The organism is Agrobacterium sp. 6Ca8 (genome assembly GCF_055382765.1).
The window spans coordinates 2,399,554-2,425,908 of record NZ_AP026433.1; the positions used below are offsets into that span (position 1 = coordinate 2,399,554).

The following is a 26,355-nucleotide window of genomic DNA, read 5'->3' on the forward strand; positions in this document are numbered from 1 at the left end:
TATCGATGTTCAACCAGATCCAGTCGTTTATTCAAAACCTCGTTGGCCAGCATGCGGATGAATTCAGCCCCGATGATCTGAGGGTCGCGGTGGCCGCCCTCTGTTTTCAGGTAATGGAAGCGGACGGCACGGTCTCCAAAAGCGAGCGTGATCGCCTTCGTGAGATCCTCCACGACTATTATCATCTTGATGCCGGCAAGCTGGACGCGCTTCTTGCCGCCGGCCAGGAGGCCGGCAAGGAAGCCGTAGACTATTATCGCTTCACCACCGACATCCGCCGCCATCTCGATGAAGAGCAGCGCGTGGAGCTTATTGGCATCCTCTGGGATATTGTTTACGCTGACGGCGAACGAAGCGAGATGGAAGATCATGTGATCTGGCGCGTGGCCGATCTACTCGGTGTTTCCGTGCGCGACAGGGTTCTGCAACGTCAGCAGGCCGCCACCAGGTCCGGACCCGCTGAAGAAAGCGAAAACGAAGACGATGCTGTTTGACCCCTCCAGGCAACAGAGAAAACAACCTTCGCTGCTCGTCATCCTGCATCAGGAACGGTCCACGCCCGGCCGCGTCGGCCAGATGCTGGTGGAAAAAGGCTATCGGCTGGATATAAGGCGCCCCGCGCTTGGAGACGATCTGCCGCAAACGCTGGAGAAACATGCGGGCGCCATCATCTTCGGCGGCCCGATGAGCGCCAACGACCCGCATGACTATATCAAAGCCGAAATTGACTGGCTGAAAGTGCCGCTGAAGGAAAACAAACCCTTTCTCGGCATCTGCCTCGGCGCACAAATGCTGTCCAAACATCTGGGTGGTAACGTAGAGGCCGACCGTGAAGGCAAGGTGGAAATCGGCTGGTATCCGCTTCATGCGACCGAACACGGGCGATTGCTGATGCCGCATTGGCCGAAGATGGTCTATCATTTCCACCGCGAAGGGTTCGATTTGCCGCGGGGAGCTGAGCTTCTGGCATCGGGCGAAACCTATCCCAACCAAGCTTACCGATACGGAAAAAACGCCTGGGGCCTTCAGTTTCACGCAGAACTGACCCGCGCGATGATGCACAGCTGGGTGGTGCGTGGCGCACAGCGTTTCGGCATGCCCAATGCGCAGGTCGGCAGCCAGCATCTGGAGGGGCGCATGTTGTTCGACACACCGCTCCGGTCCTGGCTTGGCAATTTCCTTGATCTGGTTTTCGAAGGCAAACCGCAGCGCTGAGGCGCGTCAGCGTGGTGCGTCGAGATTATCGATCCTGCGCAGCTTCGAAAAGCCGAGTGCCCAGATGACCGCAACCGCAAGCGTGCCCGCCCCGCCGATGACGACTGCTGGCACGGCCCCGACGACATGGGCCATGGTGCCGGCGCGGAACTCGCCCAGCTCGTTGGACGCCCCGACAAACACCATGTTCACCGCATTCACGCGCCCGCGCACCTCATCCGGCGTCCAGAGCGCAATCAACGTTTCCCGCACATAAACCGACACCATGTCCGATGCGCCCATGACCACCAATGCGGCAATGGACACCCATGCGGTTTGAGAAAGTCCGAATACCACGGTGGAAATGCCGAAAAACCCGACACCGACGAACATCAGCAGGCCGGCATGGTGGCGGATGGGCCTGAACGCCAGAATGACCGCGACGGTTATGGCGCCGATACCGGGTGCCGCGCGCAGAAGCCCAAGCCCCCAAGGCCCGAGTGTCAGCACTTCCTTGGCGAAAATCGGCATCAGGGCGACAGCGCCGCCGAGCAACACGGCAAAAAGATCGAGCGAGATGGCGCCGAGAACCACTTTTTCCTGCGAGATGAATTTGAACCCGGCCAGCATGGTCTCGAGGCTGATCGCTTTCGCCGGACCCCGTTGCTCCGGTTTGCGGATCGTCACCGCCAGCATAGCGGACACGATGAACAGCACGAGCGCCACGCAATAGGCCACGGCAGCGCCGAGACCATAAAGCAGGCCACCGGCGACAGGGCCAAGAATGGACGCCATCTGCCATGAAGAGGAGTTCCAGGCGATGGCGTTCGGCAAATCCTCGACAGGCACAAGATTGGGAGCCAGCGATTGCACCGCCGGCCCCATGAAAGCCCGCTCTATGCCGAACACGACGAGAATGGCAAAGACCGGCCAGGGAGAAAAGCTGTGTGCCAGCGTCAGGCCAAGCAGAGCCGCCGCGCAACCGGCCGCGATCAGAAGGCATACGGCCATAATGCGCCGGCGATTGTGCCTGTCCGCCACCGTTCCAGTGACAAGGATCAAAAGCAGCGATGGCAGAAACTGGAAAAGACCGATCAAGCCGAGATAAAAGGCATTGCCGGTGACCTCATACATCTGCCAGCCCACGGAAACGCTGACGATCTGGATTGCGAAGGCCGAAAAAAACCGGGCGCTGAAAAAACGGCGATAGGAACTATGCCGGAATGCACCGAAGCGGTTTTCGGCAGAAGGCAGGGACATCGGCTGGGTGCTCTCGAGACAATATGAGAAGTCTGCAATAGAGCGATACGACAAGAATCGCCAGCCCTATAGGCGCAACACTTGCCGGTTCACGAGCGAATGTCTAAATGTCTTGCAATCAAGATACGGAGATATTGATGCTTGCCCTGTTTCAGACCATCGATCTGGCTTTGAACCTCTATACGTGGGTGCTGATCGCCAGCGCCATTTTTTCCTGGCTTTACGCCTTCAACGTCATCAACTCCCGCAACCAGTTCGTGAATGCCATCGGCAGCTTTCTGGTCAACGTCACCGAGCCGGTTCTGCGCCCAATCCGTAGCATTCTGCCTAATCTCGGCGGCATCGATATTTCGCCGATCATCCTTCTGCTGATCATCTTCTTCATCCGCTCCTTCATGTGGAATACGCTCTATCCCATGGTCGCTTGAGCGACCTCTGGCAAAAACACGGCGATCACATACGCCTGTCCGTTCGCCTCACCCCGAACGGGGGACGCGATGCCATTGACGGCGTGGAGCAGGATGCTGACGGAAATGCCCATCTGAAGGCTCGCGTCAGCGCAGTGCCTGAAGGCGGCAAGGCGAACAAGGCCCTGGTCATTTTGCTGGCGAAAAAATTCGGCCTGCCCAAATCGTCCATCACCTTCATTTCAGGTGAAACAGCGCGTAAAAAAATCCTCCGGATCGATACCGACCCGGAGGATTTCGAAAAGCTTTTTAGAAAGCTGGAAGTCTAAGGCAACGGGCTGAAATCAGCCCTGCGTCTTGTAGCGCTCGATGGCTTCGACGATCAGCTTCTTGGCAACGTCGACATCCTGCCAACCGCCCATCTTCACCCACTTGCCGGGCTCCAGATCCTTGTAGTGCTCGAAGAAGTGCTCGATCTGCTTCAGCGTGATTTCCGGCAGGTCGGTGTAGTTGTGGACCTTGTCGTAACGGCGCGTCAGCTTCGGAACCGGAACGGCGAGGATCTTCTCGTCCTTGCCGCCGTCGTCTTCCATGATCATGACGCCGATGGGGCGCACATTGATCACGCAGCCAGGAACCAGCGGGCGGGTATTGCAGATAAGAACGTCGATCGGATCGCCATCGTCGGAAAGCGTGTGCGGCACGAAGCCATAGTTACCCGGATAGGTCATAGGCGTGTAGAGGAAGCGATCGACGATCAGCGCACCGGCGTCCTTGTCCATCTCGTACTTGATCGGCTGGCCGCCAACCGGCACCTCGACAATAACATTCACGTCTTCCGGCGGATTCTTGCCAATGGAAATTGCATCGATACGCATTCGCTTCCCTCATTCGACGGGGTTGGATTTGGTTTTCGATACTGGGAAAGTCGCCGTATTGCAACATGGCTTTAGGCGGATAAGGCAGAATGCCGAATTTGAGGGCATCGGGATTGCGAATGGCCGACCGGAAAAAATGAAACCGGCGTGAAATCACCCGGCTGCGTACTTAGTTCCAGACGAAACCGATCTTGCGCAGCGACCTGCCGCCGAAATCTTCCATGCCCTCGGCGATGTCCCGGCCGCCATGCGAACGGAAAAACCGATTGGCAACCTCGCTATCTTCGAGGCACCAGACCACAACACCGTTGCAGCCGAGCGAGGTTAGCAGCCGGCGAGCTTCCGTGAATAGCAGCGAGCCAAGCCCGATGCCCTGATATTCCGGCCGCAGATAAAGCTCGTAGATCTCGCCGTCATGCGGCAGCCCACGCGCACGGCTTAAGCCCAGCGTGGCATATCCGGCAACCACGCCCTTCACTTCCACCACCAGCATGGTTGCGGAACCCCGGGTCGCCTTCTTCCACCAGATTTCGCCGCGGCGCTCCAGCATCTGCGTCAGCGGTCGGTGCGGGATCAGCCCGGCATAGGCCTGTTGCCATGACAGACGGTGCGCTTCGGCTATTGCGCGCGCATCTTGCGGTTCGGCTCGGCGAACATCTATGGATAACGTTTTCATAACGCGATTCTGGCCCCGACCATGAAAACTTGCCAGCCATAAAGGTTAACGACAGCAAGCTTACCCACAGCCTATTCATGTGGACGACCGAGAAAAATTAACGCATCCTTAACCTTTGACACAAGGGTCTTTCGACTCATGCACAAATAAAACATGCGCATAAAAAAACCCGGCTCGCGGCCGGGTTTTTTCAAATTCTTGACGGGAAGCCGCAATCAAACTGCCAGCTTCGCCTTTTCGAAACGCTTGCGATCGTTGGCGTCGAGGAACATCTTGCGCAGACGGATGGACTTCGGCGTCACTTCCATCAGCTCGTCGTCCTGGATCCAGGAAAGCGCGCGGTCGAGCGTCATGCGGATCGGCGGCGTCAGCTTTACGGCTTCATCCTTGCCGGCGGCGCGGATGTTGGTCAGCTGCTTGCCCTTCAGCACGTTCACTTCGAGATCGTTATCGCGAGAGTGAATGCCGATAATCATGCCGGCATAAACCTTCTCACCCGGCTCGATGATCATCGGGCCACGATCTTCCAGGTTGAACATGGCGTAGGCGACAGCTTCGCCCGAACCGTTCGACAAAAGAACGCCGTTAACGCGACCAGCAATCGCACCCTTGTACGGCTGATAGTCGTGGAACAGGCGGTTCATGATCGCCGTGCCGCGCGTGTCGGTCAAAAGTTCCGACTGGTAGCCGATCAGGCCGCGGGTCGGAGCGTAGAACTTCAGACGAACGCGATTACCGCCGGAGGGACGGAGCTCAGCCATTTCAGCCTTGCGCTCGGACATCTTCTGAACGACGACGCCGGAATGCTCTTCATCGACGTCGATCACGACTTCTTCGATCGGCTCCATCATGGCGCCGTTCTCATCCTTGTGCATGACAACGCGCGGACGCGAAACTGCAAGCTCAAAGCCTTCGCGACGCATGGTTTCGATGAGAACTGCCAGCTGCAATTCGCCACGCCCGGAAACGAAGAACGAATCCTTGCCTTCAGCTTCTTCAATCTTCAGCGCGACGTTGCCTTCGGCTTCCTTGAACAGACGGTCGCGGATGACGCGGCTCGTGACCTTGTCGCCTTCGGTGCCAGCAAGCGGGCTGTCGTTGACGATGAAGGACATGGTAACGGTCGGCGGATCGATCGGCTGTGCGGTCATCGCCTCAGTGACGGAAGGGTCACAGAAGGTATCGGCAACAGTGCCCTTGGAAAGACCAGCGATGGCAACGATGTCACCTGCATGGGCTTCATCGATGGACGTGCGCTCAATGCCGCGGAATGCGAGGATCTTGGAAATACGACCGGTTTCGATCGTCTTGCCGTCCTGGCCAAGTACCTTCACGGCCTGGTTCGGCTTGATCGAACCGGAAGCGATACGGCCGGTGATGATACGGCCGAGGAAGGGGTTGGCTTCGAGGATGGTACCGATCAGACGGAACGGGCCTTCTTCAACAGTAGGCTCCGGAACATGCTCGAGAACCAGATCGAGCAACGGTGCAAGACCCTGATCCTTCGGACCTTCTGGGTTGACGTTCATCCAGCCGTCACGGCCGGAACCGTAAAGGATCGGGAAGTCGAGCTGCTCGTCGGTAGCATCGAGGTTTGCGAAAAGGTCGAAAACTTCGTTGATGACTTCTTCATGGCGGCCATCCGGACGGTCGATCTTGTTGATCGCCACGATCGGACGAAGACCAACCTTCAGCGCCTTGCTGACGACGAACTTCGTCTGCGGCATCGGGCCTTCGGAACTATCGACCAGAACGATCGCGCCATCCACCATCGACAGGATACGCTCAACTTCGCCGCCGAAATCGGCGTGGCCGGGGGTGTCGACGATGTTGATGCGAACACCCTTCCACTCCACCGAAGTCGCCTTGGCAAGAATGGTGATGCCGCGTTCCTTTTCGAGATCGTTGCTATCCATCACGCGTTCCGCAACGCGCTGGTTGTCGCGGAACGAGCCGGACTGCTTCAGAAGCTCGTCAACGAGCGTCGTTTTTCCATGGTCAACGTGCGCGATAATCGCGATGTTGCGAATTGCCATTGTTCAAAATCTCTGAGGTTGGGCGCTACCGTCGTGAGATGCGCCAATTTAGTTTGGCGCGCTCATAACCTTTTTTTTGCAAATGCGAAAGGGGGGCATTGTCATATGCCCCCTGCGCTCAGGTTCTAGCTCAAGAATATGACAGTCTTTTATACGAGGCCGCGCTTCAAAAGCATGGCATCGGGACTTGGCATCTTGCCTCGAAAAGCGAGATAGGCCTCCTCCGGATCGATCGAGCCACCGACTGAATAGATATTCTCTTTCAGCTTGCGCGCCATTTCACCATCGAAGGCGTTGCCGGTTTCCTCGAAGGCAGAAAACGCGTCGGCGTCCAGCACCTCCGACCACATGTAGGAATAATAACCGGCCGAATAACCATCACCGGAAAACACATGCTGGAAATGTGGCGTCGCATGCCGCATGACGATGGACTTCGGCATGTTCAGGGCGGAAAGCACCTCACCTTGTACGACCATGGGATCGCCGACGCTGTCACGGGTATGGAACGCCATATCGACGATAGCCGAAGAAGTGAATTCCACCGTGCTGAAACCGGCATTGAAGGTCTGTGCTGCCAGAACCTTGTCCAGCAGCGCCTTTGGCATCGGTGCCCCGGTTTCATAATGCAGGGCATATTTCTCCAGAATTTCCGGCACGGTCAGCCAGTGTTCGTAAAGCTGCGACGGCAACTCGACGAAATCGCGCGACACACCCGTTCCGGAAACGGAAGGATAGGTGACATCAGATAACATGCCGTGCAGGGCGTGGCCGAATTCGTGAAACAGCGTGCGCGCATCATCGAGCGAAAGCAGCGCAGGCTTCCCCTCTGCCGGTTTTGCAAAATTGCAGACATTGTAGATGATCGGCATTTCACCGACGGTGCCGTTCTTCAAAGGCAGCTTGTGCTGCGACTGGAACGAACTCATCCACGCGCCGGAACGCTTGGACGGGCGGGCGAAATAATCGCCGAGGAACATGGCCTTCAGGTCGCCCTTGTCGTCGCGGATTTCAAAAACCCGCACATCGGGATGATAGGCGGAGACACCCTTGATCTCGACGGCACGAATTGCAAAAAGCCGGTTGGCCACATCGAAGCACGCATCGATGATCTTTTCCAATTGCAGATACGGCTTCAATTCGGTCTCGGAGAAGCTGAATTTCTGTGCCCGCAGCTTTTCGGCGTAATGGCGCCAGTCCCAGGGCATCACCTCGTGGTTCTTGCCCTCTGCGGCGATGATGGCGGCAAGTTCAGCCTCCTCCTCACCTGCGCGCAGCACGGCCTTTTCCCAGACCTGGCCCAGAAGACCGTTCACGGCATCCGGCGTTTTTGCCATCGTGTCGTCCAGCTTGTAGGCAGCAAAATTCTTGTAGCCGAGAAGCTGTGCCTTTTCCTCACGCAGTTCCAGCGTACGGCGGACGGTTGCGCGGTTGTCTGTATCGCCACCATTTTCGCCGCGAGCCACCCAGGCCTTGAAGGCTTGCTCGCGCAAGTCGCGGCGTTCGGAGAAGGTCAGGAATGGCTCGATGATGGAGCGGGAAAGGGTAACGGCAAATTTGCCGTCTTCGCCATGTTCGCGCGCGGCGCCTGCCATGGCATCACGCAGAAAACCGGGAATGCCGGAAAGCTCGTCATCGGTGGAGAGCAAAAGTTTCCAGCTCTTTTCATCCGCCAGAACATTCTGCCCGAATTTGGCGCCGAGACCGGCAAGCTCTTCATTGATGGCAGCCAGACGCTCCTGACGGTCCTTCTGCAACTTTGCGCCGGAGCGCACGAAACCCTTCCAGTGCCGTTCGAGAACGCGTTTTTCCTCGCCGGTCAGGGAAAGCGCATCGCGCGTTTCCCATAGCGTGTCGATGCGTCTGAACAGCGACTCGTTCATGCCGATCTTGGAATAGTGCCGTGACATTTTCGGCGCGATTTCCCGCTCCAGTGCCTGAATGACGCCGTTGGTGTGGGCACCCGCCTTGTTCCAGAACAGCGCCGAAATGCGCGAGAGTTCGTCGCCTGCGATTTCAAGCGCGGTCACGGTGTTTTCGAAGGTCGGCGCCTGCGGATTGCCGGCAATCGCATCGATTTCCTGTTCATGGGACAAAAGGGCGGCCTCAAAGGCCGGAGCAAAATCCTCATCCTTGACCGCATCGAATTTCGGCAGACCGTTCTGACCGTTCCAGGTAACGAGTGCGGGATAGGGCGCGGTCGTGGATGGCATTTCATCTTCCTTGTACAATTCCGGTTTACGCCCATATGGGCATGCCTCCACCGCCAATTCAATATGCCGGAATTTGGTGTGGAAGACATGATCGTCAACACCGCCAAGTATTGACTGGCATGTCGACGGCATGTTTTGATTTATCGTAATAATATCCCATGATGGAGATATGTATTATGGAGATTTATTCTTTAAGGTCTGCCAATAGTTTCCTTTTCAGGGACAATTCCAAAAACAGCAGACCCGTGGGAAGCCCCGATTTCGGCAAGGCAGCCCCATCCGACGCGGCCACCGGCTTTGAAGAAACGATAGACCGAATCGATTTCACCCGCGTCAGCCCCCGGCAATTGCGGGAAATCGCGCAGGAATATTACGATACCGGAAAAATCAGCCACGATACCTGGCTTGAGCTTTCGTCCGAACTTCCGGCACAGACGCTGAATGCCAATGGCGAGGTGATTGACATTGCCGACGTGACCGACGACACGGATTTCGACTTTGTGACGTATTTTTCTGACCGGATCGAGATTGCCCGTTCCATTGGCACGACGGATGAAGTGGAAAAAATGCAGGGTGTATTGTCTTTTTTTGCTTCGACGTGACGATGACAGGCAATGTTGTTGGACGTCCCGCAATCAAACTGACGAATACTTTACGCAATTTTCGATAATATGATTTATGCGCCATTGCTTATCGTCCGAAACTTAGTAAGGCTGACTTACCAAAAGGCGAAGCATGGGCACACGCGAAAAAGATTCATTGGCATTTTTGCTGAACAGCGGCGCACGCCTGCTGAACAGTGCATTTGAGCGCCGTATCTCGGAAGCCGGACTGGGCCTTACCCCCGGCGAGGCAAGAGCATTGCTGACAGTTGCGGTTATCGATGGCAGCAAGCAGGCTGACATCGCCGCCCGTCTCGGCATCGAACCCATGACGATCTGCGCCTATCTCGACAAGTTGCAGTCACTCAATCTGATAGAACGCCAGCAGGACCCGCAGGACAGGCGTTCCAAACGTATCGTCCTGACGAAAACCTCCGCCGACATGCTGGAAGCTGTCGGTCATGAAATCGACCAGCTCGTTCTTCAGGCCACACAGGGACTGAACGAAGAGGAAGTCGCGCTTTTCCGTAGCTTCCTGCAGACGCTTCGCAACAATCTGCAACCGGAACAGCAGGGCCAGAACGGCTGATCGCAATGTCGAAAACGATCATGTCCAGAAAACGCACGGCTTTGCTCGGAGCATTGCTGACAGCGCTGGCGCCCATTTCCATGTCGATTTACACGCCGGCCATGCCGGAACTGACACGGGTTTTCGCAACCAGCGAATCTGCCATAAAACTCAGCCTCTCGCTCTATTTTGCCGGTTTTGCCTTAGCCCAATTGCTTGCCGGGCCGGCATCCGATGCCTTCGGGCGGCGCAAGGCGAGCCTCGTCTTCCTGTCGATCTTTCTGGGCGGTGGTGTGCTCGCCCTCTTGGCCCCAACCATCGAAGTGCTGCTGTTCGCGCGCCTCGTTCAGGGCATCGGCGCTTCCGTTGGCATGACTGTTGCGCGCGCCGTGGTGCGCGATCAGTTCACCGGCCCGGAAGCCTCCAGCATCATGAACCTCATCGGCATCATGCTGGCGATCGGCCCTGCGATGGGGCCGACGATCGGTGGTCTGTCGCTTGCGGCTTTTGGCTGGCAATCGGTGTTTTTCCTCATGGCCGGTCTCGGAGCTATCGCCATCCTTTCGGTGGTGCTTTTTCTGCGTGAAACGACGGTGCCTGACAAAACCAGGATCCGACCCCGACACCTTCTGTCTGCCTATGGCACATTGCTGAAGCAGCCGCGTTTTCTTCTGGCCGCCCTGGTGCTCGGCGGCTCCATCGGCGCACTTTATGCGCAAGCCACCATGCTGACCTTCATCCTCATCAACGAAGTCGGCATGTCCCCCACGGCCTTCGGTGTCGGCATGCTGATGCAAACAGGCGCCTATTTCTTCGGTTCGATTGCGTTGCGTTACATCGCGCCAAGACTGGGCGACCGGCGTTCCGTCGTGCTTGGCCTTTGTTTTTCCGGCACGGGCGGTCTTCTCATCATGCTGTCGGTTTTCCTCGTGCCGCCATCCTTCCTCTCCATCATGGGACCCGTCGCGGTGGCGACGGTCGGGATCGCGCTGTTGACGCCTTCGATGGTCACGGCGGCCCTCGCCCCCTTCCCGCATATCGCCGGCTCGGCATCGGCCATGATGGGTTTCATCCAGATGGGATCTGGTTTTGCGGGTGGGGCAATGGCCTCGCTCATTGGTTCTCCGCTGACCAGCTTCGGCATCATCATTCCGGTTATGGAATTCGTGGCCGTTGCCAGCTACATCGGCTTTCGCGCCGTTTCCAGAAGAGAGACATGAAAAAACCCGCAGGCGTTGCCACCTGCGGGTTTTTCCAACTCATACTTCAGCAGAATTACTTGCCGAGATTACGCTTCGCCAGGGTGCGCAGGCGCAGGGCATTGAGCTTGATGAAGCCAGCTGCGTCCTTCTGGTCATAAGCACCGTGGTCGTCCTCGAACGTCACCAGCGCGTCGGAATAGAGCGACTTCGCGCTCTCGCGGCCGGTCACCATGACATTGCCCTTGTAGAGCTTCAGCGTCACTTCACCTTCCACATGCTCCTGGCTCTTGTCGATCAGGGCCTGCAGCATCTCGCGCTCGGGCGAGAACCAGAAGCCGTAATAGATGAGTTCGGCGTAACGCGGCATCAGATCGTCCTTCAGATGCGCGGCACCCCGGTCGAGCGTGATGGATTCGATCGCACGATGCGCAGCCAGCAGGATGGTGCCGCCGGGCGTTTCGTAGACGCCACGCGACTTCATGCCGACGAAGCGGTTCTCGACCAGATCGAGACGGCCGATGCCGTTTTCGCGGCCATAATTGTTGAGCGTCGCCAGAAGCGTGGCAGGCGACATTTCCACACCGTTGATGGAGCAGGCATCACCCTTGCGGAAACCGACCTTGATAACGGTTGCCTTGTCAGGCGCCGCTTCCGGGGAAATGGTGCGCATGTGCACATATTCCGGAGCTTCCTTAGCCGGGTCTTCCAGAACCTTGCCCTCGGACGAGGAGTGCAGCAGGTTGGCGTCGACGGAGAACGGCGCTTCGCCCTTCTTGTCCTTGGCCACGGGAATCTGGTTCTTTTCGGCAAATTCCAGAAGGTCGGTCCGGCTCTTGAAAGTCCAGTCGCGCCATGGGGCGATGATCTTGATATCCGGGTTCAGCGCATAGGCCGAAAGCTCGAAACGGACCTGGTCGTTGCCCTTGCCGGTGGCACCATGCGCAATGGCATCGGCGCCGGTCTTCTTGGCGATCTCGATCAGGTGCTTGGAAATCAGCGGGCGGGCGATGGAGGTACCGAGCAGATAGACACCTTCATAAACGGCGTTGGCACGGAACATCGGAAAAACGAAATCACGCACGAACTCTTCGCGGACGTCCTCGACGAAGATTTCCTTGATGCCCAGCAACTCGGCCTTCTTGCGCGCCGGCTCAAGCTCTTCGCCCTGGCCGAGATCGGCGGTGAAGGTCACGACCTCAGCGCCGAGTTCCGTCTGAAGCCACTTCAGGATGATCGAGGTGTCGAGGCCGCCGGAATAGGCGAGAACGACTTTCTTAACGTCTTTCGGGAGTGCCATTATGATGTCCATCTGCATGATGACGGCATCGGGGTACCGCCATTTCCTTGGGATTTCGGCACTTTTACAGTGCAACCCGAAAACTGTGAAGCGATTTTCGGAAAAGATGCCCGACAAAACAACGAATAGGACGAAAGGGCAATAGGCATTTGCGAAAGGTCAGATCCCCGCAACAGCGCGTCATGACTGGAACGAACGAATTGTCACATGCATTATGCGATTTCGCGCTTTAACATGAAGCGGCGCGATCAACTTGAAGACCGTGAATGAAGCCACTCAGGGTTCAGGCAACGTTGCAAACGGCTGGAAACAGCACAAAACGACGCGAAAGGAAAACCTATGACGACCATCCATCCCGCATTCAAGGAAGATAATGTCGCCGTCATCACCGGCGCGGCCTCCGGTATCGGACTTGCCGCGGCCCGGAAATTCGCCGGTTTCGGCATGAGCGTCGTCCTCGTCGATCTCGACGGTGACAGGCTTGCCGCAGCGCATGCTGATATTCTGACCATCGCAAAGGACGGCGAAGCACAGATCGTCGCAATACCGACCGACGTGTCGAAACTCGATGAGCTTGAGGCGCTGGAACGCGCTGTCATCCAGCGTTTCGGGCGGGTTCATGTGTTGATGAACAATGCCGGCATCCAGCCGGGCAGCGCCATCTTCGGCGCTCAGGCCAACTGGGAAAAAGTCATCAACGTCAACCTGATGGGTGTCGTGAACGGCAGCCGGGTGTTTGGGCAGGGCATGGTCGCCCATGGCGAGGCCGCGCTCATCATCAATACCGGTTCGAAACAGGGCATCACCACCCCGCCGGGCGATCCGGCCTATAATGTCTCGAAGGCCGGCGTCAAAGCCTTCACGGAAGCGCTACAGCACGAGCTGCGCAATATTCCGAACAGCGCGGTTTCCGCCCATCTCCTGATCCCCGGTTTCGTCTTTACCGGCCTCACGGCAAATGGCAGGACGGAAAAACCAGCAGGAGCCTGGACCGGCGAGCAGACCGTTGATTTCATGATCGAGAGCATCGCCAGGGGCGATTTCTATATTCTTTGCCCGGATGGCGAAGTGGATCGCCCGACGGACGAGAAACGCATTCTGTGGGCAGCTCAAGACATCGTCCAAAATCGTCCGCCACTGTCGCGCTGGCACACCGAATATTCCGCCGCCTTCACCAGCTTCCTCAAAAACTGATCGCCCGACGCCGCCGCACTTTGAAAGTTGCGGCGGCTATCCACTTTTGATCATCCCCGGTTTTCGTACCAATGTCCCGGCGCGCAAAAACATTGGCAGAAACGCGAATTCGCGTTAAGCAACGGCAGTCTCCAGCTTTACGGGTGCCGCGATGGATTTCGTTCCGAGCCTGCCAACACTTGCCGCCTTCACCGTCGCCATCCTGCTTCTGGCGGTAACGCCCGGTCCTGACATGACGCTATGGATCAGCCGGTCAATACGCGAGGGCCGGGCAGCGGGTTTCATGACCCTTGTGGGCACCAATCTCGGTATTACCGTGCATACGATGCTGGTTGCCTTCGGCGTCGCGGCGCTCATCGTCGCATCGCCGACAGCCTTCCTCATCCTGAAGACCGGCGGGGCCGCCTATCTTGTCTGGCTCGCCATTCAGGCGATCCGCAAGGGCTCGGATTTCGTGATGGTCAAGACCACGGGCGAAAAACAGCAATCTTCACTGAAATCCGCCTTGCTGAACGGTATTTGGGTCAATCTGCTCAATCCAAAGGTCATCATCTTTTTCATGACCTTCCTGCCGCAATTCGTCAGCGCATCCGATCCGCATGTCACCGGCAAGCTTATTTTCCTTGGGCTCTGGTCAATCATCGTGGCGCTGCCGATCGGCATCGGCATCGTCGTTGCCGCCGATGTGCTGTCGGCCTGGCTCCAGCGCAACAAGAAGGTTCTGCGCGGGCTGGATTATACGATCGCCGGTGTATTTTCGCTTTTCGCCGTCAAGATTTTCCTCACCCAGACGCGATGACGCACAAATAAAAAAGGCGCCCGCAGGCGCCTTTCGGATAACTCATCAGCCGATCAATAGCTCATCGTCATCAAGCGTCTGGCCGCGTATCTTGCGGAACATGTCGATAAGATCTTCGACCTGAAGACCCTTGCGGCTTTCGCCGGACACATCGAGCACGATCTCACCGGCGTGCAGCATGATCGTGCGGTCGCCATAGTCCAGCGCCTGACGCATGGAATGGGTAACCATCAGTGTCGTCAGCTTGCGCTCGGAAACCACCTTGCGGGTCAGCTCCATCACGAACTCCGCCATGCCGGGATCGAGTGCTGCCGTATGTTCGTCAAGCAGCAACACGTCCGAACCGGAAAGCGTTGCCATGACAAGCGAGACCGCCTGCCGTTGCCCGCCGGACAACAGGTCCATGCGGTCCTTCAAACGATTTTCCAGACCGAGATTGAGCGAAGCGATACGCTCTTTGAAGAAATCCCGCCTGCCGCGCCCAAGCGCCGGCAACAAGCCGCGACGCTCTCCGCGAGACGCCGCAAGCGCAAGGTTCTCCTCAATTGTGAGCGCGCCACAGCTGCCAGCCAGTGGGTCCTGAAACACGCGCGCCACCCGCCCAGCCCGGCTGGCGGTTGTTTTGCGTGTGACATCGGCGCCACCAACCATCACCTTTCCGGCCGTCGGCAGGACATCGCCCGCGAGAACGCCGAGAAGCGTGGATTTGCCGGCACCGTTGGAGCCGATCACGGTAACGAAGGAACCATCCTCGATGGTAAGATCAATCTTGGCCAGCGCCTGCTTTTGCAGCGGTGTGCCACGCCCGAAGATGACCTGAATGTCGGAAAGGGAAATCACGATGTTGCTCCCCCGCGGCGCAGTCGAGGCAGGATCAATGCAATGGCTACCAATACCGCCGTAACGAAATTGAGATCGGAGGCCTTGAGACCCAGCACATCGCTCGACAAAGCGAGCTGGATAGCAAGGCGGTAGGCGATGGAGCCGAAAACACAGCCGATGAGCGCAATCAGAATGCCCCGCGAGCCGAACAGCGTTTCGCCGATGATGACGGCCGCAAGCCCGACGACGATGGTGCCGACACCGGCAGTCACATCGGCAAAGCCATTGGTCTGCGCAAAAAGCGCGCCGCCGAGCGCGACCAGTGCATTCGAAAGCGCCATGCCAAGATAGATCTGGTTGCCTGTCTTCACCCCTTGGGCGCGCGCCATCCGCGCATTCGCGCCCGTCGCCCGCATGGCAAGGCCCGCGTCGCTCTCAAGGAAACGCCAGACGAGAATGACAGCGAGCAACACCAGAACGCCGATAAAGAGTGGCCGCACGAGATATTCGGAAAGACCGAGACCGTAGAACGGCGAGATCATCGTATCCTGATTGAGCAGCGCCACATTCGGTTTTCCCATCACCCGAAGGTTCACCGAAAATAGCGCGATCATCGTCAGGATTGACGCAAGCAGGTTGAGTATCTTGAACCGAACGTTGAGCGTGGCCGTAACGATGCCAGCACCGGCGCCGGCAACCATCGCAATCGCCGTCGCGACCCACGCATTGAGGCCGGCGATGATCATCACGGCCGCAACGGCTGCGCCGAGCGGAAAGGAACCGTCAACGGTCAGATCAGGAAAATCAAGTACCCGGAAAGCGAGATAGACGCCGATCGCCACGAAGGCGAAGACCAGTCCCAGTTCCACGGCACCCCAGAAAGCGATTTGGCTCACGGTAATGTCCTTGTTATTGCCGCCGCGTCGGCGGATACGGGCACCGTTGCGTGCCGCGCAAAGCGGGCGGCGAGTGACCGCCGCCCGAAGTCCGGTTTAGTCGATGACCTTGGTGGCGCGCTTCGTCACGCTTTCGGGGAAGGTGACGCCAGCTTTTTCAGCAGCCTTCTTGTTGATCACCAGATCGGTGCCGACGGCAACGGTTGCCGGAATGTCGCCGGGCTTCTCACCCTTAAGAATGCGAACAACGACAGCGCCGGTCTGCTTGCCAACGTCGAAATAATTGAAGCCGAGAGCCGCAACCGCACCGCGCGCAACGGAATCCGTATCGGCGGCATAAAGCGGAATTTTCGCCTCACTCGCAACGCCAGCTGCCGCCTCGAAAGCGGAAACGATGGTATTGTCGGTCGGCACGTAGATCACGTCGGCCTTGCCGACCAGTGCGCGCGTCGCGCCCTGCACTTCGGCGGATTTTGTGGCGACAGATTCAACGACCTTCAGGCCGGCCTTTTCGGCCTCAGCCTTCAGCGCTGCAAGCGTCGAGACGGAGTTGGCCTCGGCGGAGTTGTAGATAAAGCCGATGGACTTGGCGTTGGGCGAAATTTCCTTGATCAGCGCCAGATGCTCAGCAACCGGCAGCATGTCGGAAAGTCCGGTCACGTTGCGGCCGGGCTTTTGCATGTCCTTAACGAGCTGTGCGCCAACCGGATCGGAAACAGCCGTGAAGACAACCGGAATGTCGCGCGTCGCTGCAACGACAGCCTGGGCGGACGGTGTGGAGATCGGCACGATGACATTGGGGGCTTCGCCCACGAACTGACGCGCAATCTGCGCTGCGGTGCCTGGATTACCCTGCGCGGACTCGTAGAGGAACTTGAGGTTCTCGCCTTCCTTGTAACCGGCTTCGGCAAGCGCTGCCTTGACGCCGTCACGTGCGGCGTCAAGCGCCGGATGTTCGACAATGGCGGTGACGGCAACGGTGACGTTTTCAGCCTTGGCCGGCAGAACGAGGGCGCTCGCGGCTGCGAGCGCCAGAATGAATGCACGCATAGGTATCCTCCAGTTGGTTTCTTATTGCCGTCTTATTAGAAACAAGACCGCCCGAAATCAATCAAAGAACCGTAACGAACCAAGCTTTCTGCCGCGATTGGCGTCGATTCAGTCGTCCGCACCGTGGTTGGCAATCATCATCGCCTCGAAAGCCAGCCTTTCGGTTTTGCGCATGCGCTCGGATTCCGATTTCAGCTGACCGCAGGCAGCGAGAATATCGCGGCCGCGCGGCGTACGGATCGGCGAAGCGTAACCCGCCTGATTGATGAAATCCGCAAACTTCTCGATCTGCGCCCATTCGGAGCACTGGTAATTAGTGCCTGGCCACGGATTGAAAGGAATGAGATTGATCTTGGCTGGAACGCCCCTCAGAAGCTGCACCAGCATCTTGGCGTCTTCCAGACTGTCGTTCACATCCTTCAGCATCACATATTCGAAAGTAATGCGGCGGGCGTTGGAGACACCCGGATAATTGCGGCAAGCCTCGATCAGCTCCTTCAGCGGGTACTTCTTGTTGATCGGCACCAGCATGTCGCGCAGATCGTCGCGCACCGCATGCAGTGAAATCGCCAGCATGACGCCGATCTCATCGCCCGTGCGGAAGATTTCCGGCACGACACCCGAGGTGGACAGGGTCACGCGACGCTTGGAGAGCGACAGGCCGTCACCATCGGTGGCAATCAGAAGTGCGGTCTTCACATGTTCGAAATTGTAAAGCGGTTCGCCCATGCCCATCATCACGATGTTGGAGACCTTGCGGCCTTCACTCGGCACATAGGCGCCGACCGGCGTCGAACCGTCAGGAAAATCGCCGAGCCGGTCGCGGGCGAGCAGAAGCTGGGAGAGAATTTCCTCGGCCGTCAGGTTCCGCACCAGACGCTGCGTGCCGGTGTGACAGAAGGAACACGTCAGCGAACAGCCCACCTGGCTCGAAATGCAAAGCGTGCCGCGTCCTTCTTCGGGAATATAGACCGTCTCGATCTCGACAGGACGTCCCGCACCGCGCGGCGGAAAACGCATCAGCCATTTGCGGGTGCCGTCGTTGGAAATCTGCTCCTCGACGATTTCCGGGCGAGCAATGGTGAAGGCTGCTTTCAGTTTTTCCCTGAGTTCCTTGGCAACATTGGTCATGTTGTCGAAATCCGAGACGCCGCGCACGTACAGCCAGTTCCACAACTGGCTGACACGCATCTTCACCTGCTTCTGCGGCACGCCGATCTCGGCCAGCGCCTCGCCCATTTCCTCACGCGTCATGCCGATCAGCGACGGCTTGCCGGACATGAGATCGCTATTGGCGATCAGGGGAGTTTTGACTGCCAGACCGGCAGGGGCATGCAATACGGACATCACGCTATCCCATCATCCAATGCATCGCACGACCGGCCTTTAGGAAAGGCGGAAAATCGTCTGCATGTCGAGAAAATCAAAGGCGGAGCACTTTTCGCGCATCCGCCTGTCAATGTTGCCGCGCCTTTAGCATCAAACAAGCAAAAACGCAAATGGCCGGTCGATGACCGGCCAATCACGAAGCTGACGAAGCGTCAGGATTACTTGCAGCTTTCGATCTGCTTAAAAGCAGCCGAAATGCCAGAAAGCGAATAGGAATACGAAGTCGCGGTGCCGCGGCCGGACACCGCCTTCACCGTCATCGACTTGCCGCCCTTCATCGCAGCCACGAGAGCGGGTTCTTCGGCAGCATTTTCAACCCAGGCAGCCTTGTCCTTGGTAAACATCACGAAGTTCTTGTTGTCGATCGTGACATTGACCTTGGAGCCCTGCTTCAGCGGGTAACCCACCATGGCCTGCGGCTCGTAGGAAATATTCTGGCCCGGACGCTGCGACACGATGAAGAAGATATCGCCGTGATCGACGCTCGCCGGTTCCTTGGAAGTTGGGATGGAAAGAACGTAGCAGACGGTGCTGTTGCCCGATTTGTACGAATAGGCGCCCCATGCATTGAACTGCTGGATGCGCGTGGGCGACTGTGCAGATGCTACGCCGACGCTGGTCAGCAAAATGGCCACTGCGGTTGCTACACTTCTTACAAACATAGAATTTCCTGCCGGGTTATTGTCTTCCATTGGCCCGAAGCAGCGGCGGGCTCCATGTTTATGGATCGGCCACGTTCAGGTGCGGATCGTCTTTTCTCATTGTGGTCAGGAAGCGGTTACCAAACCGTCAACAACACGTATAAAATGCCGAAAACGTCTTGAAGTGTTACAGATCGGCTACGCCCGCGCCCTGAGAAGAAAGGCGTGGCACGCCCTCCCCGTCATGTCTATGACACACAAATTCAGGCAACAATTTGTCACCTGCCCGGCTCCGAGGAGCCTCGTCATCACAGACGTGTTATTCGGCCTCCTGCTGCCGTTTCAGCATGGCATCCGCCGCATCGTAATGCTCCATCTTGATGTGGGCGCGGATCATCGCAAGCGCGGCCGTAATGACCGCGATGTCGTCGGTAAACCCAACGACCGCCAGCATGTCCGGTATGGCATCAAACGGCATGATGAAGTAGGCAAGCGCGGCCAGAATGATGCCCTTGGCACGCAGCGGAGTATCCCGGTCGATCGCGCAATAATAGGCTGCTGCCGCATCGCGCGCGAAGGGCACCTTGGTCATCACACGCTTCAGCTTCGGCCAGAATTTGGCGCGCACGACGCGTTCGCGTTCGCCCTCGCTGCCCGTTTCCCCGGGCAAAAGAATTTCACCGATTTTCACATCATCCATGATCGACGGTCCTCCGGTCACGGTTATTATATGGGAGGTAAAGCCCGCCGTTCAATTCCCACGGCCCGTTGCCGCCTTCTGCATGGCCTCCGCGAGCAGGAAATCCCGCTCGGTAACGCCCTGCGAATCGTGGGTGGTGAGGCAGACCCTGACGCGCGAATAGACGTTAGACCATTCTGGATGATGATTGAGCTTTTCTGCCACGAGTGCGGACTCCGCCATGAAACCGAAAGCCTCCGCAAAACTCGCAAATTTGAACGACCGGACGATTGCCGCCCCGTCCTCGCGCAAGGACCAGCCTTCGAGTTTTAAAAGCGCCTGCCGGATGGCTTCCGGTTCAAGTCTGGGATATTTCATGCATCTTGCCTCCGCTTGACATGCGATCCGCTGTTTCGGACAAACATTAGCGCCTCAACGACCGGATCGACGCATATTCAATGAAACATACAGCCGTTCTTTTTGTCTGCATGGGCAATATCTGCCGCTCACCGCTTGCCGAAGGCATTTTGACAAACCTTGCCGAAACCGGAGGCCTGTCTCGCCAACTCACTGTCGATTCCGCCGGCACCGGCGGTTGGCACACCGGTACCGCCCCGGATCGCAGATCCATCGCAATCGCCCGCAAGCATGGGATCGATATTTCCCTGCAGCGTGCGCGGCAGGTCAGCCAGGCCGATTTCGAGACCTTCGATCTCATCCTTGCCATGGACGGAGGAAATCTCGCGAAACTGCTCCGAAAGGCGCCCGAAAACCGGAAGCACAAAATCCACCTGTTCCTGGACTACGCTTCGGGACGCAACGAAAACGTCCCCGATCCCTACTTCGGTGGCGACGACGGATTTCTGGCCGTCTACAACATGCTTTTTGCAGGATGCAGCTCGTTGCTCGAGAAGATGGCGCTGGACCGCGCTTCGTGAAGCGGGAACACCTCTTCCACGATGTAGGGTCCGCCACCCACCGATTCCTTGGACGACATCAGCACGAAACGACCGACCGTGAAGGCGGATGTGCGGAAATTGCCGCGCCCGGAAAGATACTGCACCACATCGTCCAGCCGTGAAGAGCGCAACCGCGCCAGCGTCACATGCGGCATGAACTTGCGCGGATCCGGCGGCAGGCCGATCCTCTGACAGATCCTCTCGACCTCCGCCTGAAGCGCATTCATTTCCGGCGAGGGGGAAACCCCCGCCCAGATCGAATGCGGTTTCTTGGAGCCGAAGGAACCCATCCCGTTGAGACTGAGCTGGAATTCCGGCCTGTCGATCCGGTCCAGCCTGTCAACGACTTCATCGGCAGTTCTCCCGTCGATATCGCCGATAAAACGCAGGGTTATGTGATAATTCTCCACATCGATCCACCGGGCTCCCGGCAGACCACCGCGCAACAATGACAGGCTCATAGCCGCATTGCGCGGAATTTCGAGGGCGATAAACAGTCTCGGCATGGCGAGCTCCCCGAATCTCTTGGCAGAACAAGCATAGCGAATCATGCAATGCAGGCGGGCGCAAGTGCTTATTTTTTTTGCGCACCGATTGTCTTGATGAAGCTTTCAACAGCCGGCAAAGATTTCTCCACCATCATCGCCACACCCTGCGTATTGGGATGCATCTTGTCCTCCAGCTTCAACTTATCATCCGTCACCACGCCATCCAGAAAAAACGGATAAAGCGGCAGGTTGTATTTTTCTGCAAGCTTCGGATAGATCGGGTTGAAGCGCTTGGCGTAATCGTCACCCATGTTCGGCGGTGCCATAATGCCGACTAGCAGCACCGCTATGTTGCGTTTCTGAAAGCCGGAAATGATGGCGTCGAGGTTCTTTTCCGTCTGTTCCGGCGCAATACCGCGCAACGCATCATTGGCGCCGAGTTCCAGAATGACCCCGTCCGTGCCATCGGGAACCGACCACTCCGCCCGAGCCAGACCGCCTGAGGACGTATCGCCGGACACACCGGCATTGGTGACGGTAACATTGATGCCCTTGGCCTTTAATGCAGCTTCAAGCTGTGCCGTATAGCCATCGGTGGGGGGTAACTGGTAACCCGCCATGAGACTGTCGCCCAGGCCAACCAGTTGCAATGTCCGCTCCTGCGCCATGGCCGCCGAGGCGGAAAAGGCGGCGGCGAAAATGACGATGAAGTGAAACAGGGCAGCTTTAAATCTCATCACGGCTTTCCTAACTTGGTTTGCATTGTCTGAAATACCGTCCGCATCGACACCGCCAGACTGTTTTCATCATATATAGGAACGAGAATTGTGACGAAAAGCATCATAGAGCTTAAGAAGGCCGACCTCACGCTCGGCAACGCCGCCGCCTCCGTTCACGTTCTCAAGAGCATCGATCTTGCCATTGGCGAAAGCGAGGCGGTGGGGATCGTCGGCCCTTCCGGTTCGGGAAAATCGACCCTTCTGATGGTGCTTGCCGGTCTCGAAAGGCTGGATAGCGGCGAGATCGTCATAGCGGGCACGGAATTGCATAAGCTCGGCGAGGATGCTCTCGCGGATTTCCGCGGCAAGAATATCGGCATCGTTTTCCAGTCTTTCCACCTCATCGCCAATATGACGGCGCTGGAAAACGTAGCCGTTCCGCTGGAACTGGCCAACGTGCCGAACCCCTTCGAGATCGCCAAACGGGAACTCGTTGCTGTCGGTCTCGGCGAACGCCTCAACCATTATCCCGGCCAGCTCTCGGGTGGCGAACAGCAGCGTGTTGCAATCGCCCGCGCGCTTGCACCCTCCCCCGCCGTGTTGATCGCAGACGAACCGACCGGCAATCTGGATGCGGATACGGGCCAGCAGATCGCCGATCTTCTTTTCTCAAAACAGGCCGAACGCGGCATGACGATGATCCTTGTCACCCATGATCCGTCACTGGCCGCCCGTTGCTCAAGACAGATCAAAGTGCGCTCCGGCGAGATAGAGGGTGACAGCGCCACTGCCCATATGGCCCGGGCGGTATCGGCATGATCGGCTCCATTCTCCCGTCTGTTGCCAACATCAAAAACGCATTGAGGCTCGCGCGGCGCGAAATTCGCGGCGGCCTTCGTGGCTTCTATATTTTCCTCGCCTGCATCGCGCTCGGAACCGGCGCCATTGCCGCTGTCAACTCCGTGTCACGCGCCGTCACCAGCGCGATTGCGACGGAAGGCCAATCGATACTGGCTGGCGATGTGCGCTTCGAGCTGCGCAACAGGGAGGCAACCGCAGAGGAACGGGCCTACCTCGATGGCCTCGGCAAAATCGCCGTTTCCACAGGGCTGCGCTCCATGGCGCGCCTTGCCGATGGTTCCGAACAGACGCTGACGGAAGTGAAGGCCGTAGACGGCGCCTATCCGCTCTACGGCGCGTTCGTGGCAGATCCAAACCGGCCTCTGAGCGAGCTTCTGGCTGCGAACGGCGATACCTATGGCGCCGTGGCCGCGCCGCTTCTCCTGGAGCGGCTGGGCATTAAGGTCGGCGACGACATCCTTCTCGGTAATGTGAAGCTGAAACTGACCGGCACGGTTGTCGACGAGCCGGATGCCCTGTCCGACGGCTTCGGTTTTGCCCCAAGGCTGATGGTCAGCCGCGATGCGCTTTTCGCCTCAGGCCTCGTTCAGAACGGAAGTCTGGTCGAACACGCCTACAAGATCATGCTGAACGATCCTGCAGCGCGGGCAACTATGACCGATGCAGCCAACAAGACGTTTCCCGATGCCGGCTGGTCCATCCGCACGAGTGACCGGGCAGCGCCATCGCTTACCGAAAACGTCAACCGCTTCTCGCAATTCCTGACGCTGGTAGGCCTGACCGCCCTCATCGTTGGCGGCGTCGGCGTTGCGAACGCCGTTCGCGCCTTTCTTGATTCCAAGCGCACCACGATCGCCTCGCTGAAATGCCTCGGCGCGCCGGCTTCCGTGGTCACCATGACCTATCTCTTCCAGATCGTGTTCATTGCCGCCGTTGGCATCATCATCGGCCTCGCTGTGGGCGCCATCGCCCCGCTGATCGCCATGCGGTTTCTGGAGGGTGTGCTTCCGGTGCCGAAAGAGCTTGCCTTTTATCCAGCAGCACTTGGTCTTGCCGCCCTGTTCGGCATCTTGACGACACTTGCCTTCGCCATCGTGCCACTCGGCCAGGCGCGCGAAGTTCCCGCGACCGCCCTTTTTCGAGAGCAGGGGTTCGAGGAGGGCAGCTGGCCGTCCTGGCCTTATTTTGCAGTGACGGGCTTGTTGTTGGCTGCGCTGGCCATACTTGCCATCTTTTCGGCAGAAGAACGTTTCATCGCCTCGGTTTTCCTTGCCGCCATCGCCTTCGCGTTTGTGGTGCTGCGACTGGTGGCGTCAGGCGTCAAGGCCATTGCCAAACGCAGCCCGCGCGTTCATTCCGCCGCCCTTCGCTTGGCGATCGGCAATATTCACCGGCCGGGTGCGCTCACCCCCTCGGTCGTTCTCTCCCTCGGCCTTGGGCTGACGTTGCTGGTGACCCTGACGCTTATCGACGGCAATCTGCGCCGCGAACTGACCGACAGCCTGCCGGAACGAGCGCCGAATTTCTTCTTCGTGGATATTCAGGGCACCGAGTTGCAGGGTTTCCGCGATCTTCTCAGGCAAGAAGCACCTCAGGGCACGCTGACCGAGGTGCCGATGCTGCGCGGCCGCATTCTGGCGCTCAATGGCGAGGACGTGACGAAGATAGACGTGCCGCCATCCGGCCGCTGGCTGCTGCGCGGTGATCGGGGCATAACCTATTCGCAGGATGCTCCCGAAAACGCCAAGCTGACCGAAGGAACATGGTGGGGACCAGATTATAGCGGCGAGCCGCTGGTCTCTTTTGCGGCGAAAGAGGCGCAGGAACTGGGCCTCAAGATCGGCGACACCGTTACCGTCAACGTGCTCGGCCGCAGCATCACGGCAAAGATCGCCAATCTGCGCAATGTCGAATGGGAATCGCTGTCGATCAATTTCGTCATGGTGTTTTCACCCAATACCTTCCGTGGCGCACCACATGCCTGGCTTGCCACACTCGCCGACCCCTCCGCATCCGCAAGCGAGGAGGGCCAGATATTGCGCGCCGTTACCAACGCCTACCCGACGATAACAAGCGTACGCGTGAAGGACGCCCTCGATGTGGTCAACCGGCTGGTCGGCCAGCTTGCCACCGCAATTCGCGCCGCAGCGGCCGTTGCGCTCATAGCCTCCGTCCTCGTCCTCGCCGGCGCTCTTGCCGCCGGAAACCGTGCCCGCACCCATGATGCGGTCATCCTGAAAACACTGGGCGGTACACGCAGCCTGCTGATCCGCGCCTTCTCCTATGAATATATGATGCTCGGTCTCGCCACCGCCGTTTTTGCGCTTTTTGCCGGCGGCGTCTCCGCCTGGTTCGTCATTTCCCGCATCATGAAGCTGCCCTCCAGCTTCCTGCCGGATGTGGCGATCGGCACGGTCGTCGTCGCCCTCGTCATGACGGTAGGCATCGGCCTCATGGGCACATGGCGAATTCTCGGGCAGAAGGCCGCTCCGGTTTTGCGGCAGGCGGGTGAATAATCTTCGGTTGTGCGCTGCTTAACTTTAACGATTAATTCTTTGTAATGATCGCTGAAACGTGAGCGCTTTTCGCGCATATGGTGTCTTTTCGACTGTGAAAGGCCTTGTATCGGACACGTTCTGCCATCATATTCTTGGGCAGGCTTGCTGAAGCTCCGCAGCGGCGCCCGGGAGGTATCCCGACACCGTAGCAATTACGGAGCTCAAAAGAGGAAACAATGGCTGACTTCAATAACTACCAGAACCGCATGGCCCAGACCCGTGCACAGACTGGTGCGATGATCGACGAAGGTCTTCGCGCCTACATGCTCAAGGTTTACAACCTGATGGCGCTGGCTCTGGTCATCACCGGCATCGCAGCGTTCGGCACATATACGCTTGCAGCTTCGAACGAAGCTTTTGCCACTTTGCTTTTTGCGTCACCGCTGCGCTGGGTCGTCATGCTCGCACCGCTCGGACTGGTGTTCTTCCTTAGCTTCCGTATCCAGAACATGAGCGTTTCCGCCGCCCAGACAACCTTCTGGATCTATGCGGCGCTGATGGGCGTTTCTTTGTCCTCGATCTTTATGGTTTATACCGGCCAGAGCGTCGTACAGACGTTCTTCGTGACCGCTGCCTCGTTTGGCGCGCTCTCGCTTTACGGTTACACGACGAAGAAAGACCTTTCGGGCATGGGTTCGTTCCTGATCATGGGTCTGTTCGGCCTGATCATCGCGTCCATCGTCAACATTTTCCTCGCCTCTTCCGCGCTTCAGTTCGCGATCTCCGCGATTGGCGTGCTGATCTTCGCTGGCCTCACCGCCTATGACACGCAGAAGATCAAGGAAATGTATTTCGATGGCGACGAAGTTGCCGTGGCTGGCCGCAAGGCGATCATGGGTGCGCTGACGCTCTATCTCGACTTTATCAACCTGTTCATGTTCCTCCTGCAGTTCATGGGCAACCGTGACAAGTAAGGGCAGGAACCCAACTGGCAAACATGCAAAAGGCGGCCATTCGGCCGCCTTTTTAT

28 protein-coding genes are annotated in these 26,355 nt (G+C 57.9%); 13 read left to right on the forward strand and 15 right to left on the reverse strand.

What is annotated here, in order from left to right:
* The first annotated feature begins 5 nt into the window (after positions 1 to 5).
* Together ACZ5A6_RS11775 and ACZ5A6_RS11780 are read left to right on the forward strand one after the other, a co-directional pair.
* Positions 6 to 494, forward strand: coding sequence for a tellurite resistance TerB family protein (locus ACZ5A6_RS11775; protein WP_003516699.1), 489 nt, complete (start codon positions 6 to 8; stop codon positions 492 to 494).
* The gene (locus ACZ5A6_RS11780; protein ID WP_113048310.1) at positions 484 to 1,215 is read left to right on the forward strand and encodes a glutamine amidotransferase; all 732 of its coding nucleotides are present in this window, start codon (positions 484 to 486) and stop codon (positions 1,213 to 1,215) included. Before ACZ5A6_RS11775 ends, ACZ5A6_RS11780 begins: the two co-directional genes overlap by 11 nt.
* A 6-nt stretch (positions 1,216 to 1,221) precedes the next feature.
* On the opposite strand, the gene ACZ5A6_RS11785 is transcribed toward ACZ5A6_RS11780, so the two are convergent.
* Complete coding sequence (locus tag ACZ5A6_RS11785) at positions 1,222 to 2,454, reverse strand: MFS transporter (RefSeq protein WP_174060533.1); 1,233 nt, start codon at positions 2,452 to 2,454, stop codon at positions 1,222 to 1,224.
* Positions 2,455 to 2,591: 137 nt separating this feature from the next.
* Between ACZ5A6_RS11785 and ACZ5A6_RS11790 the strand changes: the two genes are divergently transcribed.
* Entirely contained in the window at positions 2,592 to 2,882 is a 291-nt protein-coding gene (locus ACZ5A6_RS11790) for a YggT family protein (protein WP_003516688.1), read from the forward strand.
* Positions 2,879 to 3,190, forward strand: a complete 312-nt coding sequence (locus ACZ5A6_RS11795; protein ID WP_025594563.1) for a DUF167 domain-containing protein — start codon at positions 2,879 to 2,881, stop codon at positions 3,188 to 3,190. Before ACZ5A6_RS11790 ends, ACZ5A6_RS11795 begins: the two co-directional genes overlap by 4 nt.
* Positions 3,191 to 3,205: 15 nt before the next feature.
* Here the strand turns inward: ACZ5A6_RS11795 and ppa are convergent, their stop codons facing one another.
* From ppa to ACZ5A6_RS11815, 4 genes are all read right to left on the reverse strand, one after another.
* Positions 3,206 to 3,739: an inorganic diphosphatase gene (gene ppa / locus ACZ5A6_RS11800; protein WP_003516686.1), complete on the reverse strand. Its 534-nt coding sequence runs from the start codon at positions 3,737 to 3,739 to the stop codon at positions 3,206 to 3,208.
* 169 nt (positions 3,740 to 3,908) lie between these two features.
* On the reverse strand, positions 3,909 to 4,415 hold the full coding sequence (locus ACZ5A6_RS11805; protein ID WP_003516685.1) for a GNAT family N-acetyltransferase: 507 nt from the start codon (positions 4,413 to 4,415) through the stop codon (positions 3,909 to 3,911).
* Positions 4,416 to 4,630: 215 nt separating this feature from the next.
* Entirely contained in the window at positions 4,631 to 6,451 is a 1,821-nt protein-coding gene (gene typA, locus ACZ5A6_RS11810) for a translational GTPase TypA (RefSeq protein ID WP_003516684.1), read from the reverse strand.
* A 149-nt stretch (positions 6,452 to 6,600) separates the two neighbouring features.
* On the reverse strand, positions 6,601 to 8,661 hold the full coding sequence (locus tag ACZ5A6_RS11815; RefSeq protein ID WP_003516683.1) for a M3 family metallopeptidase: 2,061 nt from the start codon (positions 8,659 to 8,661) through the stop codon (positions 6,601 to 6,603).
* 176 nt (positions 8,662 to 8,837) lie between these two features.
* On the opposite strand from ACZ5A6_RS11815, the gene ACZ5A6_RS11820 reads away from it, so the two are divergent.
* From ACZ5A6_RS11820 to ACZ5A6_RS11830, 3 genes are all read left to right on the forward strand, one after another.
* On the forward strand, positions 8,838 to 9,263 hold the full coding sequence (locus ACZ5A6_RS11820) for a hypothetical protein (protein ID WP_003516682.1): 426 nt from the start codon (positions 8,838 to 8,840) through the stop codon (positions 9,261 to 9,263).
* 133 nt (positions 9,264 to 9,396) lie between these two features.
* A complete protein-coding gene (locus ACZ5A6_RS11825; RefSeq protein WP_003516681.1) occupies positions 9,397 to 9,852 on the forward strand; it encodes a MarR family winged helix-turn-helix transcriptional regulator in 456 nt (151 codons plus the stop codon).
* A 20-nt stretch (positions 9,853 to 9,872) separates the two neighbouring features.
* Positions 9,873 to 11,051, forward strand: a complete 1,179-nt coding sequence (locus ACZ5A6_RS11830; protein ID WP_003516679.1) for a multidrug effflux MFS transporter — start codon at positions 9,873 to 9,875, stop codon at positions 11,049 to 11,051.
* Positions 11,052 to 11,106: 55 nt separating this feature from the next.
* On the opposite strand, the gene ACZ5A6_RS11835 is transcribed toward ACZ5A6_RS11830, so the two are convergent.
* Positions 11,107 to 12,330: an argininosuccinate synthase gene (locus tag ACZ5A6_RS11835; protein WP_003516677.1), complete on the reverse strand. Its 1,224-nt coding sequence runs from the start codon at positions 12,328 to 12,330 to the stop codon at positions 11,107 to 11,109.
* A gap of 339 nt (positions 12,331 to 12,669) precedes the next feature.
* Between ACZ5A6_RS11835 and ACZ5A6_RS11840 the strand changes: the two genes are divergently transcribed.
* Both ACZ5A6_RS11840 and ACZ5A6_RS11845 read left to right on the forward strand, forming a co-directional pair.
* Positions 12,670 to 13,524: an SDR family NAD(P)-dependent oxidoreductase gene (locus tag ACZ5A6_RS11840; protein WP_003516675.1), complete on the forward strand. Its 855-nt coding sequence runs from the start codon at positions 12,670 to 12,672 to the stop codon at positions 13,522 to 13,524.
* 151 nt (positions 13,525 to 13,675) lie between these two features.
* Complete coding sequence (locus ACZ5A6_RS11845) at positions 13,676 to 14,323, forward strand: LysE family translocator (RefSeq protein WP_003516674.1); 648 nt, start codon at positions 13,676 to 13,678, stop codon at positions 14,321 to 14,323.
* A 45-nt stretch (positions 14,324 to 14,368) separates the two neighbouring features.
* On the opposite strand, the gene ACZ5A6_RS11850 is transcribed toward ACZ5A6_RS11845, so the two are convergent.
* The 7 genes from ACZ5A6_RS11850 to ACZ5A6_RS11880 form a co-directional block, all read right to left on the reverse strand.
* The gene (locus tag ACZ5A6_RS11850; protein WP_003516671.1) at positions 14,369 to 15,163 is read right to left on the reverse strand and encodes an ABC transporter ATP-binding protein; all 795 of its coding nucleotides are present in this window, start codon (positions 15,161 to 15,163) and stop codon (positions 14,369 to 14,371) included.
* The gene (locus ACZ5A6_RS11855) at positions 15,160 to 16,041 is read right to left on the reverse strand and encodes an ABC transporter permease (RefSeq protein WP_003516669.1); all 882 of its coding nucleotides are present in this window, start codon (positions 16,039 to 16,041) and stop codon (positions 15,160 to 15,162) included. The genes ACZ5A6_RS11850 and ACZ5A6_RS11855 overlap by 4 nt, the downstream gene beginning before the upstream one ends.
* Before the next feature lie 96 nt (positions 16,042 to 16,137).
* The gene (locus ACZ5A6_RS11860) at positions 16,138 to 17,091 is read right to left on the reverse strand and encodes an ABC transporter substrate-binding protein (protein ID WP_003516666.1); all 954 of its coding nucleotides are present in this window, start codon (positions 17,089 to 17,091) and stop codon (positions 16,138 to 16,140) included.
* Between the two features lie 108 nt (positions 17,092 to 17,199).
* Positions 17,200 to 18,372, reverse strand: a complete 1,173-nt coding sequence (gene rlmN, locus ACZ5A6_RS11865; protein ID WP_075807724.1) for a dual-specificity RNA methyltransferase RlmN — start codon at positions 18,370 to 18,372, stop codon at positions 17,200 to 17,202.
* Between the two features lie 266 nt (positions 18,373 to 18,638).
* Entirely contained in the window at positions 18,639 to 19,142 is a 504-nt protein-coding gene (locus tag ACZ5A6_RS11870; protein WP_003516662.1) for an invasion associated locus B family protein, read from the reverse strand.
* Positions 19,143 to 19,440: 298 nt separating this feature from the next.
* Positions 19,441 to 19,821, reverse strand: a complete 381-nt coding sequence (locus tag ACZ5A6_RS11875) for a YkvA family protein (RefSeq protein WP_038492401.1) — start codon at positions 19,819 to 19,821, stop codon at positions 19,441 to 19,443.
* Between the two features lie 51 nt (positions 19,822 to 19,872).
* A complete protein-coding gene (locus ACZ5A6_RS11880) occupies positions 19,873 to 20,178 on the reverse strand; it encodes a 4a-hydroxytetrahydrobiopterin dehydratase (protein ID WP_013636908.1) in 306 nt (101 codons plus the stop codon).
* An 80-nt stretch (positions 20,179 to 20,258) separates the two neighbouring features.
* On the opposite strand from ACZ5A6_RS11880, the gene ACZ5A6_RS11885 reads away from it, so the two are divergent.
* Positions 20,259 to 20,738, forward strand: a complete 480-nt coding sequence (locus ACZ5A6_RS11885) for a low molecular weight protein-tyrosine-phosphatase (protein WP_174060534.1) — start codon at positions 20,259 to 20,261, stop codon at positions 20,736 to 20,738.
* Here ACZ5A6_RS11885 and thpR read toward each other — a convergent pair.
* Positions 20,672 to 21,265 (reverse strand): RNA 2',3'-cyclic phosphodiesterase, encoded by a 594-nt coding sequence (gene thpR / locus ACZ5A6_RS11890; RefSeq protein ID WP_003516655.1) that lies wholly within the window; start codon positions 21,263 to 21,265, stop codon positions 20,672 to 20,674. The genes ACZ5A6_RS11885 and thpR overlap by 67 nt on opposite strands.
* A 68-nt stretch (positions 21,266 to 21,333) precedes the next feature.
* Entirely contained in the window at positions 21,334 to 21,984 is a 651-nt protein-coding gene (locus ACZ5A6_RS11895) for an arylesterase (protein WP_003516653.1), read from the reverse strand.
* Between the two features lie 90 nt (positions 21,985 to 22,074).
* On the opposite strand from ACZ5A6_RS11895, the gene ACZ5A6_RS11900 reads away from it, so the two are divergent.
* From ACZ5A6_RS11900 to ACZ5A6_RS11910, 3 genes are all read left to right on the forward strand, one after another.
* Positions 22,075 to 22,785 (forward strand): ABC transporter ATP-binding protein, encoded by a 711-nt coding sequence (locus tag ACZ5A6_RS11900; RefSeq protein ID WP_003516652.1) that lies wholly within the window; start codon positions 22,075 to 22,077, stop codon positions 22,783 to 22,785.
* On the forward strand, positions 22,782 to 25,343 hold the full coding sequence (locus ACZ5A6_RS11905; protein ID WP_174060535.1) for an ABC transporter permease: 2,562 nt from the start codon (positions 22,782 to 22,784) through the stop codon (positions 25,341 to 25,343). The genes ACZ5A6_RS11900 and ACZ5A6_RS11905 overlap by 4 nt, the downstream gene beginning before the upstream one ends.
* Positions 25,344 to 25,561: 218 nt before the next feature.
* On the forward strand, positions 25,562 to 26,299 hold the full coding sequence (locus ACZ5A6_RS11910; protein ID WP_149910413.1) for a Bax inhibitor-1/YccA family protein: 738 nt from the start codon (positions 25,562 to 25,564) through the stop codon (positions 26,297 to 26,299).
* Positions 26,300 to 26,355 lie beyond the last annotated feature (56 nt).

Bases quoted from the DNA above. Each gene is read 5' to 3' on its own strand.
- ACZ5A6_RS11820 (WP_003516682.1), top strand. From the start codon at position 8,838: ATGGAGATTTATTCTTTAAGGTCTGCCAATAGTTTCCTTTTCAGGGAC.
- ACZ5A6_RS11860 (WP_003516666.1), bottom strand. From the start codon at position 17,091: ATGCGTGCATTCATTCTGGCGCTCGCAGCCGCGAGCGCCCTCGTTCTG.
- ACZ5A6_RS11785 (WP_174060533.1), bottom strand. From the start codon at position 2,454: ATGTCCCTGCCTTCTGCCGAAAACCGCTTCGGTGCATTCCGGCATAGT.
- ACZ5A6_RS11910 (WP_149910413.1), top strand. From the start codon at position 25,562: ATGGCTGACTTCAATAACTACCAGAACCGCATGGCCCAGACCCGTGCA.
- ACZ5A6_RS11830 (WP_003516679.1), top strand. From the start codon at position 9,873: ATGTCCAGAAAACGCACGGCTTTGCTCGGAGCATTGCTGACAGCGCTG.
- ACZ5A6_RS11780 (WP_113048310.1), top strand. From the start codon at position 484: ATGCTGTTTGACCCCTCCAGGCAACAGAGAAAACAACCTTCGCTGCTC.
- ACZ5A6_RS11845 (WP_003516674.1), top strand. From the start codon at position 13,676: ATGGATTTCGTTCCGAGCCTGCCAACACTTGCCGCCTTCACCGTCGCC.
- ACZ5A6_RS11885 (WP_174060534.1), top strand. From the start codon at position 20,259: ATGAAACATACAGCCGTTCTTTTTGTCTGCATGGGCAATATCTGCCGC.
- ACZ5A6_RS11775 (WP_003516699.1), top strand. From the start codon at position 6: ATGTTCAACCAGATCCAGTCGTTTATTCAAAACCTCGTTGGCCAGCAT.
- ACZ5A6_RS11835 (WP_003516677.1), bottom strand. From the start codon at position 12,330: ATGGCACTCCCGAAAGACGTTAAGAAAGTCGTTCTCGCCTATTCCGGC.
- rlmN (WP_075807724.1), bottom strand. From the start codon at position 18,372: ATGTCCGGCAAGCCGTCGCTGATCGGCATGACGCGTGAGGAAATGGGC.
- ACZ5A6_RS11870 (WP_003516662.1), bottom strand. From the start codon at position 19,142: ATGTTTGTAAGAAGTGTAGCAACCGCAGTGGCCATTTTGCTGACCAGC.
- ppa (WP_003516686.1), bottom strand. From the start codon at position 3,739: ATGCGTATCGATGCAATTTCCATTGGCAAGAATCCGCCGGAAGACGTG.
- typA (WP_003516684.1), bottom strand. From the start codon at position 6,451: ATGGCAATTCGCAACATCGCGATTATCGCGCACGTTGACCATGGAAAA.
- ACZ5A6_RS11840 (WP_003516675.1), top strand. From the start codon at position 12,670: ATGACGACCATCCATCCCGCATTCAAGGAAGATAATGTCGCCGTCATC.
- thpR (WP_003516655.1), bottom strand. From the start codon at position 21,265: ATGCCGAGACTGTTTATCGCCCTCGAAATTCCGCGCAATGCGGCTATG.
- ACZ5A6_RS11905 (WP_174060535.1), top strand. From the start codon at position 22,782: ATGATCGGCTCCATTCTCCCGTCTGTTGCCAACATCAAAAACGCATTG.
- ACZ5A6_RS11875 (WP_038492401.1), bottom strand. From the start codon at position 19,821: ATGGATGATGTGAAAATCGGTGAAATTCTTTTGCCCGGGGAAACGGGC.
- ACZ5A6_RS11815 (WP_003516683.1), bottom strand. From the start codon at position 8,661: ATGCCATCCACGACCGCGCCCTATCCCGCACTCGTTACCTGGAACGGT.
- ACZ5A6_RS11825 (WP_003516681.1), top strand. From the start codon at position 9,397: ATGGGCACACGCGAAAAAGATTCATTGGCATTTTTGCTGAACAGCGGC.
- ACZ5A6_RS11790 (WP_003516688.1), top strand. From the start codon at position 2,592: ATGCTTGCCCTGTTTCAGACCATCGATCTGGCTTTGAACCTCTATACG.
- ACZ5A6_RS11895 (WP_003516653.1), bottom strand. From the start codon at position 21,984: ATGAGATTTAAAGCTGCCCTGTTTCACTTCATCGTCATTTTCGCCGCC.
- ACZ5A6_RS11880 (WP_013636908.1), bottom strand. From the start codon at position 20,178: ATGAAATATCCCAGACTTGAACCGGAAGCCATCCGGCAGGCGCTTTTA.
- ACZ5A6_RS11805 (WP_003516685.1), bottom strand. From the start codon at position 4,415: ATGAAAACGTTATCCATAGATGTTCGCCGAGCCGAACCGCAAGATGCG.